Raw genomic sequence first — 12,790 nt, forward strand, 5'->3', positions numbered from 1 at the left:
CATCTTTCCAAACCCTCCTCATGCTCACTTTCATCGGTCTCGGCCTGTACGACGAGCGCTCGATTACCGTCGAGGGCCGCGAAGCGATCGCCGACGCGGACGACGTTTTCGCCGAATTCTACACCAGCAAACTCATCGGGGCGGACGTCGCCGACCTCGAAGCGTTTCACGGGACGGACATCGAAGTTCGTGACCGCCCGGGCGTCGAACAGGATCCCGGGGATATCCTCGACGCCGCCGAATCCGGACACGCCGCCTTTCTCACCGCTGGCGACACCATGATTTCGACAACCCACGTGGACCTCCGCCTTCGTGCCGAAGACCGCGGTATCGACACCCGCGTCATCCACGCACCGACTGCGGAATCCGCGGCCAGCGGTCTCACCGGTCTCCAGAATTATCGGTTCGGCAAAGCGACCACGCTCCCGTTCGAGTACGCCCACGGCGCGGATGGACTTCCGGCGAGCGTGACCAACGTGCTCGACGATAACCGAGAACGGGGACTCCATACGCTCGTCTACCTCGACATCAAAGTCGGTTGGAATCCGCGAAAGGAGTCGGAGACCGAAGACGAGTACATGACGGCGAACCACGCGGCCGAGTTGCTCGCCGATGGCTACGACGACGTGCTCGCCGTCGTCGTCGCGCGTGCCGGAAGCCCCGACCCGCTCGTCGAAGCCGATCGACTGTCAGTACTCGCGGAGCGCGATTTCGGCGACCCGCTCCACCTGCTCGTCGTCCCCGGTGATCTCCATCACATCGAGGCAGACGCCCTCGCGTCGCTCGCGGACGCGCCGAGCGAACTGCTCGACGTCGTGTGAGTCGGTACGTCGTAAAACGGCGGATGGCTTCTTTTCGATTATTTTGACCCGTTCAGTAACGCCGTCGCTGAGGGGTCGAGTACGCGAAAAATGAATTAGTTTTCGTCAGTCGAAATCAGACGCGGTGTCCGATTTAGTTCTCTCGGCGGAGCGCGAGAAGCGCAGCGGCGAGGAGTGCAACGACGGAGACTGCGACGCCGAAACCAGGCTGACCGTCATCGTTCGACGAGGTCGAGGTCGAGGTCGAGGACGAAGTCGAGGACGTCGTCGTCGTGTCCATCGAGGACGTCGTCGTGTCCGTCGAGGACGTCGTCGTCGTGTCCGTCGAGGACGTCGTCGTGGTCGTCGTGGTCGTCGTGGTCGTGGTCGTCGTGCCGTTGTTCATGTCTGCGTTCACGACACCACCGATCTTGGTGTTGTCTTCGTCACTGCTGACGTAGACGGAGAACTCCGTGCCGTTGTCGACGTCGTCGCGGTCGAAGTTGTACTTCGCCGAGAACGTACCGTCGTCGTTAACGGTCACATCTTGTGGGATGTAGAAGATGTTGCTGTCGGCAACAACGCTGAGTTCCGTACCCGGTGCGAGGTTCGTCTTACCGGAGACGGTGGAGTTACCCTTCGGAGCCTGGAAGTCTTCGCCGCCGTTCAGCGAAGTGTCCTGCTCTTCGTACGTGAAGGTGGTGGAGACGGACTGGTTCTCGTCATCGCCGTTGAGGACGTAGTCCTTGTTGACGGTGAACGTCGCTTTCCAGTCGCCGTAGCCGTCTGCATCGCCGTCCGCTGTTGCGAGTTCGTCTGCCGAGATGACGGCGTAGAACGTGCCGTTGTCACCGTCTTTGACGATGGTGAAGTTGTTCGCGTTGAGCGTGTCTTTCGCAGTGTTCTTTTCGACGTTGTCGCCGCTCTCTTCGAGCGTCAGCGACATATCCTCGTTGGTGATCGTGCTACCCTGAAGGGCACCGTAGATACCGGTCGCGTCGACCTTGAGGACGATGTTGTCGCTACCTGCGACGGTGCTACGCTGCGTGACGGTGTCCGTCATGTCTGCAACATCCTTGTGGGTGTTTACACTTTCCGGCTGGATCCACGTGCTGACCGAGTCGGTCGAGCGGTCGTTGATGCGGAGTTGCGTCTTGTCCGTCGGGGAGTCAGCGACTGGGTAGTCCGCACTGGCGTTTTCCCAGCCCGTCGTGCTGACAGCGAGGTCGTAGTTGCCAGTTGCAACGGGTTCGTCGAGTTTCGTCGAGTTCTCAACGTCAACACCGGTGTCACTGTTTGCGGCTTCGACGAACGAGCCCGTCGTGGTCTCGAACGTGTTCAGGCTGAACGTCGCCTTGCCGTCGCCGTCCTTGTCCGTGAGCTTGAAGCTTGCTTGGAAGTGGGAATCCTCGTTGTTACCGACTTGCACGTATGCGTGGTCGGTGTTCTGCATGTCGACCGTGATGTTGGCGATGTCACCGCGTGGAACCGGCGAGACATCATCGAACTTGGCGACGCTGTCGCCAGCCTTCTTCACGGTGATGTTATCCGTCGCGCTGAGTCCGCTGGAGTCGTTGACGGTGTACGTGAAGTCGTAGTTACCGGCATTGACGCCGCTGAAGTTTGCTGCGTGGGTGTCTCCGTCGACAGCCTCGATGGTGACGGATTCGTCGTTCTTGTTGACGCTGACGTTGTCTTCGAAGATCTGCTTGAGCGTCGAGAATTCGACGTCGTCGGACGTGACGTCGACTTTGACTCGACCGCGGTTGGTATCGAAGCTGATGTCAGCGTTGGCGTCAGTCCCACCGTTCATCACGGAGTCGTCATCGAAGCTCGCGCTGAACGTCTGGTCGCGGACTTCGAAGGATGCCTGGGCGAACGTACCAGTTCCCGAAGGATTACCGTTACTGTTGTTGAACGAGATGAACGTGCTGTTCTGCGTATCTTTCAGGGCGTATGTCCCTGATTGGAGACTGGCAGTGTCAAGGACGCCAGTGTAATCGGTCTCGTTAAGCGGGACGTTTTTCACGAATTCCGGACCGTTGTCTGTATCTTTGTACAGAGCGACAGTATTCTTCGAATCGCTCACGTTCGCGGAACTGTGATTGCTTGCATTGAACCATACCTGCTGACCAACCCAGCTCTGGCCGCCAGTGGCCAGTTCTTTGTTGGCATCGCTGTTTTGATAAGATGTCGCACCAGCCGTGCCTGCGAACGCCATGGTGCCGGCGAAGACCGACAGCACGAGCATCGCGGTCAGGGCGAGGCTGCGAACCTTTGAGTTATTTCCTGTCATGCTTTCTCGTTGATTGTTTCTTTGTCGGCGACAGTTCTTTTCCCACGACCGTATAGACATTTCGTCCAACCCGAACCGGTTCGGGAGGAAGTGGTACTCCATCTGCCACCATGGGTAGGGGTACAGGAAGAAAGTTATTCCCTTATTATAAATGCTTTGTGGTCTGGTAATCTGCCGTTATGCACTTACACGCCTGAATTCAGGCAATAGAGGCGTCAATGGAGATCTCATATAATGGTAATAGATGAGACCAATCGGATGTTCCGGAGCGATCCCGAAGTAGTACAAGGAGACATTAAGTCGGAGATTCACCATTCCAGTCTTTAAGTAGGTGCCGTCAGATACCTCGAAAAATACACATGAGCTTGAGGCGATTATAAAATAAATAGATGACTGAGGCAAATTTGATAGTTAAGAATTAATGACATAGTTTTGCCGTCAATATTGCCAGATATCTCGGAAAAAGAACCGCCCGTATTCGCGCTCAGTTCTCGATGAGTTCGATCTCGTGTCCGTCCTGATCCTTGGTGAACGCGTACCTGTCGTCGCACGATTCCGGGTCGCGGTAGTCCTCGGCCTCGCGCTCCATCAGCGTATCCCAGTCGTCGCGCAGGTCGTCCACGCGCACCGCGAAGTGACCCCACGCGTCGCCCAGTTCGTAGGAGCGCCCGTCGTAGTTGTACGTCAGTTCCACCGCCATCGCCTCCTCGGCGGCGTCCTCGGGTTTCATGAAGTAGTTGGCGAACGTGTCCGACTCCCATCGCCCCGTGTGCACGTATTCGAACTTACGCGTCCAGAACCCGAGCGCGTCGTCGGCATCTTCGACACGGATCATGGTATGGTCGATGCTCCAGCGAGCACCGTGGTCGCGCTGAACGATTTCGATCTCGTGTCCATCGGGGTCTTTGACGAACGCGTAGCGACCACCGCAGGAATCGGGGTCGCGGTAGTCCTCCACACCGGCGTCCATCAGTTCCTCGTAGGCATCGTACACGTCCTCGACGCGGACCGCGATGTGGCCCCACGCGTCGCCCATCTCGTAGGAACGGTCGTCGTGGTTGTACGTCAGTTCGAGCGTCGCCCCGTCCTCGTGTACGTCTTCGGGACCGAGGTGGACGTTCGTGAACGTATCCGCCTCCCAGCGGCTCTTCTCCTCGTATCCGAGGTGCGTCTGATACCAGTCGAGCGATTCGTCCAAATCCTCTACACGCATCATTACGTGGTCGAATGTCCCGCTCATACGTTCGAAACCATCCCCTCCGAAGCGAAAAGGGTACCGTTCGCGGAAACGCGAGCGCGAAAACGACCGTGAAGGTCCCCCTATGCACCCGAGTGGTCCCGCAGTCACGGTTTTTCCGAGGCTCTCGGAATCGAAAGTCGAGATACGACGACTAGAATAGGCATATGGGTTTAGTATTTGATGTGATTAAATAATTCAATCATTTTTGCAAATAACTATGTTGATAGCGTTAACAGTACACGTCGGATGAAAATAAAAGCGGTGGCGTTGAGTTTATTAGTCGTACTGTCCACGTCGGCTCTCTGGGCCGGCGGTACTGTAGCAACACATCCGAACACGAGTGACGACCTTCGTCCGACCGTCCTCGACCCGAAGCACCCCGTGAACAACTCCTCGGACGGCGTCGAATATCGGAAGGGCGAACCCTCACAGGAGTCGCTCGACAAGCCGATAGATTTCGATACCGCTCCCGATAGGTTCACGACGACGGATAGGGAGCGGGCCGGGACGGCATCCATCCTCGCGGATACGGACTCGTCCATCATCATGGATCCGTCCGACGACGCGACCGACCCGGACGGCATCGGAACGACCAAGCAGTACCTCGGCTCCGACAACGATAGCTACTACTTCAAGAACTTCACCCTCCTCTCCGTCGGTGACAACGTCGAAGTGTGGGTCGCCCGCGACATGACGTGGCCGGAAAACGACTCCCGAACCGACCCGACGGTCTCGGAACAGCAGGCCGAAGCACTTCGCACGGCGTTCGACGAGAACATCTACGACACCGAAGCCGACGTGTTCGGTAAACCCGACGCCCGTAACGGGACCGACAGTCAACTGGAGGAAATCGGTGCGGTCCCCGACGACTACTACCACACCGAGAACGGGTCCGGCAAGACCGTCCTGCTGGTGGACAACATCCGGGACGAGAACTACTACAACTCGTCGTACCCCATCTACACGGCCGGGTTCTACTCGCCCCAGGTTCAGCAGTACACCGACCGCAACGTCGTCACGCTCGATGCAGCGGGATGGCAGGAAGTCAACGAGACCAACGACGAGGTCGGTTCCGAGGGAACGCTCGCACACGAGTACCAGCACCTCATCCACAACGACCTCGACAGTGACGAGACGACGTGGGTGAACGAAGGCATGTCCGATTACGCCGAAACCGTCACCGGCTACGGCATTGCCGAAGAACACGTCCACGCTTACGAGGAACTGCCGTCGAACTCCCTCACCAACTGGGAGGACCAAGGGGCTATCAACGTCCTCTCGGACTACGGCATCGCGCTCAGCTTCCAGATGTACTTGAGCGACAGGTACGGAACCGACTTCATCAGCAACCTCGCACACGACGAGAAGAACGGAATCGCGGGCGTCGAGGAAACCCTGAACGAGACAGGTGCGAACACCGACTTCTACCACCTCTATCAGGACTTCTCGACTGCGGCGGTGCTCGACTCCTCGGACCACCACGTCCGGGACGAGTACGACATCGACGGCCTCGATTTGAACCTCAACACGTCGAACGACGTCGGTACCGCCGGCGCGTGGGGAACCAACTACAAGGAGGTCGACACGTCCGACAAAGGGCCGATAACGGGCGTGGAGCTATCGGGAACGGACTACATCGGTACCCAGTGGCAGACCGCAACTGATCCCGTCGATGGCGAGGGGACGGTACTGTACTCCGGGTCCGGAACCCTGCTCGACCGGTACGCCATCATGGATGCCGACCTCTCGAACGGATCGACGCTGTCGTTCGAGACGAACTACGACATCGAGAAGAACTGGGACTACGGCTTCGTGCAGGTCTCGACGGACGGCGGGGAGACGTGGGAGAGTCTGGAATCCAACCGGACTGACGACTCCCCGAACCCGGATGCCCACCCGACGGTCAAGGAAAACGTGCCGGGATACACCGGTACGACCAACGGAACGTGGGTCAACCAGTCGTTCGACCTCTCGAAATACGAGAGCGAGGGTGACGTTCTCGTCGCCTTCCGTTACGTGACCGACTGGGCGACCACCCATCCCGGCATGTACGTCCGGAACGTCGAAGTCGGCGGCGAGCACGTCGCCACGGACTCAACGGACTCGTTCGAAAGTCTCCGCGAGGCGACGGGTGACAAGGTCGAGTACCAGTTCACCTTCATCGGCATCAAGAAGAACGGCCGCGCGAAGGTGAAGCAACTCGACATGCGGACCTTCGACGACGGCGAGAAGCAGGAACTCGAACACTTCCTCCACAACGGCAACTTCGAGAAGGTCATCGCGGCTTCGACGTGGGCGGCCCATCCGGGTGAGGGCGGCCGCGTTCCGGTCAGCGTCGAGTTCGAATACGCGCGCGATGGACACGGTCACCACGGCGGCCATGGACACGGCGGACACCATGGCGGTCACGGACACCACGGTCATGGTGGTCATCACGGCCACCACGGCGGCTACGGTGGCCATGGCGGTAACCACGGCGGCCACGGCCACTACGGCAGGTAACGGAGCGAAGACGCGTCGCTCGAACTTTTTTCGGTCGAAAAATAGATGCATACTCGCCTTCAGGACGCCGTCGAGCGTCAGTCGTCGGCGCTGACCGCTTCGCCGCCGATGTCGATCTCACCGGCATCGAGTTCCGCTTCGACTTCGCGCGCGGCTTGCACCATGTTGGCCATCTTGCCGTACGCCACGTCGCGCGGGAGCAATTTCAGACCGCAGTCGGGACTGACGGTCAGTTGCTCGGGCGGGACGATTTCGAGTCCCTTCCGGATGTTCGCTTTGATCTCCTCGACACTCTCGACTTCGGCGGTGTGGGCGTCGGTGACACCGAGCGCGAGGTTCGCGGTGAATTCGGGGTCGCGGAACACGTCCAACTGCTCGAAGTCGCCGTTGGCGAGTTCGAGGTCGAACTCGTCCACCGGGAACTCCAGTATCTCGGGATAGATACGCGAGTAGTCGCCGTAGCAGACGTGCAGACCGAGGTAGACGTCGTCCGGGATGCCGTCCGCGATGCGCTCCAGACAGCCACCGACGATGGCGTGGTCGTCCGGCGTCGTCGCCAGCGCCGGTTCGTCGATCTGGATGTAGCGTGCGCCCGCTTCGACCAGTTTCTCGATCTCCTCGTTCACCAGGTCCGCGAGGTCGTAGGCCAGCGACTCCTCGTCGTCGTAGGCTTCGTTGAAACTCCAACTCGCCAGCGTGTACGGGCCGGTGATGGGAACTTTGACGGGACGTTCTGCCACCTCGCTGGTGAACTCGTACTCGTCCACGAGCCACGTCTCGTCGTACTCGACGTCCGTGACGACGCTCGGTTTGTCGAAGTAGTTGTGTCCCCACACCTTCACCGGGCCGTTGAACTCGTAGCCCGAAATGCGGTGGGCGAAGTACTCGACCATCTCGTTGCGCCGCATCTCGCCGTCCACTACGACGTCCAGTCCGGCGCGCTCGTGTTCGTCCGTGATGAGGCGGGAGGCGTCGTCTTTCGCCTCCTGCCACGCCTTCCCGTCGAAGTCCGCGTCGGGGTCGTTGTAGAGTTCGCGCGAGCGGTCCACCCACTTCGGCTTGGGATAGCTTCCGACGATGGTCGTCAGGATGAAGTGGTCGTTGTCGTGATCCTCCGGACGGAATTGCTCTCGGCTATCTTCAGTCATATTTCCACCTCCTCCAACCGCGCGGCCTCACCGAGCGCGGCCAGTTTCTCCTCGAACTTGTTGTACGGCAGGTAGAACGGCTCCGTGTTCGTGGTGAGATACACTTTCTCGAACTCGTTGACCGGCGTGTTCTCCTCGAACCAATCGACCCGTTCGGCGACCGTCTCGGGCGATTCGACCAGCGTGTTCTGCCCGTCGACCAGTCCGAGCGACACCGAATCCGTCGTCCCGAACTCGTTGATATTGGACAGACAGCCGTCGTGGTCGGTGACGAGGTCGTAGCCGAGCGCGTCGATGTCGGCGTCGAGGACGTGTGCGTGGACCTTCTCGGTGAGCGACCCGAAGTACGGTTGCACCACCACGTCGGCGTCCGTCGCGCTCGCGACGACGTCGATTGCCTCGCTTGCGCGGGCGTCCTCGCCGTCCGCGGGCGGGTTCTCCACGAGCGACGGTTCGAGGAGGAACAGCGTCTCGACGCTCGGGAACGCCTCGACTTCCCCGGCGAGGAACTCCGCGACAGCGGCGAGGAACTCCTCGTCGTCACCGTAGTAGTCGTCGGTGGCGAGGTCAGCGAGCGAGTACGGTCCGGGGAGGACGGCCTGCACGTCGTCAGCGAGTTCGGCGGTCGATTCCAGTTCGTTCGCCACGTCGCCGTCGAACCTGAGTTCGTCCACGACCACGGGGTCGCGGTAGAAGTTGTTGTTATCGTAGTAGCGCACGATTCCGCCGGTTTCGACCGAATCGTGTACCGTCAGCGGATGGGCCAGCATGTCGTCCCAGCGCAGTTGCCCCTCAACGACCCGGTCGAGTCCGGCGTCCTGTTGCACCGCGACGACTTCCTTCCGTGCGTCGTCGTACACCGCGGTCAGTTCCGACCCTTCGTCGCCCGAGATGAGGTCGTGTTTCTGGTGGCCCTTCAGATCGGAGAGATCGTCCTTCGCCCAATCGGGGAGCGGAAACAGCCCCGTGGATGTGGCGATTCGTTCAGTCATGTACTCCGGGGTTAGTTATGCTGGTGTTTAATATTTTCCGTTCCTGAAAATGTTTCGCAGTAATGTCAGCGACGATCAACGGACGAGTTTCAGAATCGTCAGCGTCTCGAACGGGAACGACTCGTCGCGGAGCGCGACGGCACTGAAACCGTTCTCGCCCGCCCGCGAGACGACCTCCTCCACGCCCGAGAGACTGCTGACGAGAAGGTACACCCGGCCGTCGGGCGCGAGCACGCGCCCGACGGCGTCCAGAAACGGGTCGATGACTTCCCGTCCGGATTCGCCGCCGGAGAGCGCCTTCTCCATCCAGTCGTCGCGTTCGTCCTCCGGGTCGGTCGGGAGATACGGCGGGTTGAACAGTACGGCATCGAACGCACCGTCCCGGAACGGCGACACCAAATCCGCCCGCACCGCTTCGATCCCTCTCTCGCGTGCGCGCTCGCACGCGTGAGGATTCACGTCCGCTCCCACGACGCGGGCACCCGTCTCGTCGGCCACGTACTCCGAGACGTATCCCGATCCCGTGCCGACCTCCAGAACCAACTCGTCCGCCGTTATCCCCTCGGCCGCGACCGCCGCGAGCAGATGGGAGTCCTCGGCCGGTTGATACACCTGCGTTTCCTCGCCGCGTCGTTCCGCCAGATCAGTCATCGTTCGTCACCATCCTCGTCCACCGAGTCGTTCCCTCCGTCGTCCGCCGCCGTTCCACCGTCGGTCGCCTCGCCGCCGTCCATCGTCGCCCCGAGTTCGCGTTCCCGGCCGCGAGCGACCCGAAAGCCGTTCGTCTCCGCACGCCCCGACAGTTCGCGCTGCGGGTACGGTATCTTGATGTCCTCCTCGTCGAACGCCGCTTTCACCGTGTTGATGACCGTCGTCTTCGCCCGCCACTTTCTGCGCGCGCTGGGCTTGTCGATCCAGAACCGAAGCCCGAGGACGACGGCGGAGTCGCCGAGCGACTTGGTCACGACCTGCGGGGACGGAACCGCCAGCACGTCCTCCGGTTCGTCCATGGCTTCCTCCGCGATTTCGGTGGCCCGCTCGATGTCGCCGTCGTAGTCGATGCCGACGTCCACCTCCAACCGCAGTCGTCCCTTCCGACTCCGGTTGATGATGGTGTTCCCGCCGACGATATCGTTGGGAATCAAGACGTACTCCCCGTCGAACGTCTGTATTCGCGTGTTGAAGATCGAGATGTCCGTGACGATTCCCTCTCGCTCCTCGATCTCCACCCAGTCCCCGATTTCGAACGGTCGAGCGAACATCAGCATGAACCCGGCCAGCACCGCCCCGAGGGTCTGCCGAGCGGCCATCCCGACGACGATTCCGAGGAACCCCGCACCGACGAGGATTCCCGTCAGGTGCTGACCCCAAATTCCGAGGATGGTCGCACCGGCGGTGACGTACACCGTCACCTGCGTGAGACGATGCAGTATTTGGGCTTGGTGGCGCGAGATGGCATCCCGGTGTCTGGTGAGTCGGTCGACGGCCTCCCGGACGACTCCCACGACGACGTAGGCGACGACGAGGGCGGCTATCGAGAGGAGAAGTCGAGCCGCGGTCTTCGAGTTCAGGTACTTCTCCAAGTCCTCACCCGAGAAGAATAATAACGTCGAGTGGACGTAATCCCACGCGAACATCAGCGTCAGCACCGCCAACGCGGCGAAGACGACGAACGATGCGGTTACGATGACGTTGACCAACGCGTTCGGGAGCGTCTTCTGTAGTTCCCGTCGGCCGCGCCACGCCACGACGATTCCGGCGAGTAGCGCGACGAGGACGAACGCCGTGATGAAGATACGTGCGTCTATCCCCACGAAGCCACTGAACCAGTCGATCATCCCCGCCATCAACCACCACTCCGTCCGTACTCGTCTGCCACGCGCGCCATCGCCGCGAACTGGGCGGGCGTGACCTTTCCGGCGCGTTTTCGAAGGATGTCCTCACCTAACACCTCGTCATCCGCCGATTCGAGCGCGTCCACGACGGCGTCCGGGTCGTCAAGCCCCGAGATGTGGGGCGTGTTCCGGATGCCGTTGCGAATCGTCTTCCGACGCTGGGTGAAGACCGCCTTCACGAAGTCGAGGAAGAATGCCTCGTTGTCCACCTCGTACTCCGGGTCCCTGGGTGTCGTCCGAACGATCGCACTCTCGACTTCGGGTTGCGGCGCGAAGGCCTCGCGCGGGACGGTTTCCACGACCTCCACGTCGGCGTAGTGCTGTGCCGTCACCGATAGCCTGCCGTACTCGTCGCTCCCGGCCTCGGCGGCCATGCGCTCGGCGAACTCCTTCTGGAACATGAGGACCATGGGTTTCCCGAGCGGGAGCAATCGAAACGCGATTTCGCTCGAAATCCCGTACGGGAGGTTGGCGATACACGCCGAAAAGTCGGGGAGTTCGACCGACAGCGCGTCGCCCTCCACGACAGTCAGGCGACCCGCGTCACGTTCGTCTCGAAATTCGCGGCGGAGGAAGTCGGCGAATTTCGGGTCGCGTTCCACGACCGTCACGCGGTCGGCGACCGCGAGCAGGCGGTCGGTGAGGACGCCCGGTCCGCCACCGATTTCGAGCACGTGGTCGAGACGCATCTCCTCGGCGTACGTCGGTATTCTATCGACGACTCGGTCGTCCACGAGGAAGTGCTGGTCGCGGTTCGGGTTCCCCCGCGCGCCTGCGCGTCGAATCAGCGCATCGGGGTCTCTCCGTCCGGGTTCCTCGGGTGGCGAGCGTTCCATCGTTGCCCCCTCCTACCGGTGCGAGTGGCGTAAACCCACCGAGTTGCGACTGGGAGTCGTTCCGGAAATGCGCGCGGAAACGATGCGCGGAAGAAACGCAACTCCCGTCAGTCGTGACGGGCGAACGTTCGGTATTTCAGATCGTCCGAGCGGATCTCTTCGAGGATCCGCTCGACGAGGACGTCCTTCGGGCTGTGAAGCCCCGAAACGCGGTCTTCGAGGTCGTCGAAGCTCTCGAACGGCTTCCGCTTTCGCGTTTCGAGCACGTGGTTTCGCAGTTTCTTCCCGATACCGGGAAGCAGGTTCAACTGGTGGAGTCGGAGGGTGATCGGTTGGGCGTCGTTGTAGAAGTCCACGAACCGCCTCTCGTGGCGGTCGACGATGTCCGCGACCGCATGTTCGAGTTCCGACTGTGCGGCGGAGGTGAGGTCCTCGTAGGGAATCTCGCGCACGTTGGTGACGTTTTCGCGCGCCTCCGGGGGTTCGATCGGAATGCTGTCGCCGATACCGACGCTCGCCTCCTGTTCGAGCGTGAGTTCGAGGAGATGGAAATCAGATTCGGTGAGGACGTAGGCGACTGGCTCTTTCTGGTATTGCGGACGGTCGTCTTCTGCCCGACCGTTCGGCAGGAAGTCGAGTACAACAGCCGACGCTTCGCTGTCAGTCTCGGATTCACTCATTGGGCTGGAATACGGCGACGAGCAACTTAAAGAATCGGTGAAGCTACTCGTACTTCGCCACGACGTTCAGTATCTCGTCCAGCTCGTCGCCCGAGAGGGTAAACCGCTCCTGTGCGTACACCGCGCGCAATTCGTCGCGGTCCTGCGGCAGGAGATCGGCGATTTTGTAGCCCGTCTGCTCGTCCACCTTTTCGAGTTCGAGCAGTTCGGCGACCAGTTCGCGGGATTCCTCGGCATCGAGGGCAGCGAACCGGTTGACGTGCTCGATGGCCCGGGAGAGGTTGTACGGCATCTCGCGGGTTTCATCCAGCGCACGTTCGCGCTCGATGTCCGCGAGGAGCTCCTTCGCCTCGGGCGTGGTGAGATACTCCTCGTCGAGCTTTTCCTTGAAGATAGTCATA

General features: G+C 60.7%; 11 protein-coding genes. 2 read left to right on the top strand and 9 right to left on the bottom strand.

What is annotated here, in order from left to right; translation table 11 throughout:
* Positions 1–20: 20 nt before the first annotated feature.
* On the top strand, positions 21–821 hold the full coding sequence (dph5, locus tag NKF26_RS11400; RefSeq protein ID WP_253234335.1) for a diphthine synthase: 801 nt from the start codon (positions 21–23) through the stop codon (positions 819–821).
* A 133-nt stretch (positions 822–954) separates the two neighbouring features.
* Here dph5 and NKF26_RS11405 read toward each other — a convergent pair whose 3' ends face one another.
* Positions 955–3,096 (bottom strand): BGTF surface domain-containing protein, encoded by a 2,142-nt coding sequence (locus NKF26_RS11405; protein WP_253234336.1) that lies wholly within the window; start codon positions 3,094–3,096, stop codon positions 955–957.
* Positions 3,097–3,580: 484 nt separating this feature from the next.
* Positions 3,581–4,336 (bottom strand): VOC family protein, encoded by a 756-nt coding sequence (locus NKF26_RS11410; protein WP_253228045.1) that lies wholly within the window; start codon positions 4,334–4,336, stop codon positions 3,581–3,583.
* 246 nt (positions 4,337–4,582) lie between these two features.
* Between NKF26_RS11410 and NKF26_RS11415 the strand changes: the two genes are divergently transcribed.
* Positions 4,583–6,838: an immune inhibitor A domain-containing protein gene (locus NKF26_RS11415; RefSeq protein WP_253234337.1), complete on the top strand. Its 2,256-nt coding sequence runs from the start codon at positions 4,583–4,585 to the stop codon at positions 6,836–6,838.
* A gap of 77 nt (positions 6,839–6,915) precedes the next feature.
* Here NKF26_RS11415 and NKF26_RS11420 read toward each other — a convergent pair whose 3' ends face one another.
* From NKF26_RS11420 to NKF26_RS11450, 7 genes are all read right to left on the bottom strand, one after another.
* Positions 6,916–7,986, bottom strand: a complete 1,071-nt coding sequence (locus tag NKF26_RS11420) for a methionine synthase (protein ID WP_253228043.1) — start codon at positions 7,984–7,986, stop codon at positions 6,916–6,918.
* Complete coding sequence (locus tag NKF26_RS11425) at positions 7,983–8,978, bottom strand: 5-methyltetrahydropteroyltriglutamate--homocysteine methyltransferase (protein ID WP_253234338.1); 996 nt, start codon at positions 8,976–8,978, stop codon at positions 7,983–7,985. The genes NKF26_RS11420 and NKF26_RS11425 overlap by 4 nt, the downstream gene beginning before the upstream one ends.
* Before the next feature lie 75 nt (positions 8,979–9,053).
* A complete protein-coding gene (locus NKF26_RS11430) occupies positions 9,054–9,629 on the bottom strand; it encodes a HemK2/MTQ2 family protein methyltransferase (RefSeq protein WP_253228041.1) in 576 nt (191 codons plus the stop codon).
* Entirely contained in the window at positions 9,626–10,825 is a 1,200-nt protein-coding gene (locus NKF26_RS11435) for a mechanosensitive ion channel family protein (RefSeq protein ID WP_253228040.1), read from the bottom strand. The genes NKF26_RS11430 and NKF26_RS11435 overlap by 4 nt, the downstream gene beginning before the upstream one ends.
* Positions 10,825–11,709, bottom strand: coding sequence for a 16S ribosomal RNA methyltransferase A (locus tag NKF26_RS11440; RefSeq protein WP_253228039.1), 885 nt, complete (start codon positions 11,707–11,709; stop codon positions 10,825–10,827). The genes NKF26_RS11435 and NKF26_RS11440 overlap by 1 nt, the downstream gene beginning before the upstream one ends.
* Before the next feature lie 107 nt (positions 11,710–11,816).
* Positions 11,817–12,389, bottom strand: a complete 573-nt coding sequence (locus NKF26_RS11445) for a DUF655 domain-containing protein (protein ID WP_253228038.1) — start codon at positions 12,387–12,389, stop codon at positions 11,817–11,819.
* A gap of 43 nt (positions 12,390–12,432) precedes the next feature.
* Positions 12,433–12,789 (bottom strand): RNA polymerase Rpb4 family protein, encoded by a 357-nt coding sequence (locus NKF26_RS11450; RefSeq protein WP_066142875.1) that lies wholly within the window; start codon positions 12,787–12,789, stop codon positions 12,433–12,435.
* Position 12,790 lies beyond the last annotated feature (1 nt).

It is taken from the genome of Haladaptatus sp. AB618 (genome assembly GCF_024136965.1).
GTDB lineage: Archaea > Halobacteriota > Halobacteria > Halobacteriales > Haladaptataceae > Haladaptatus.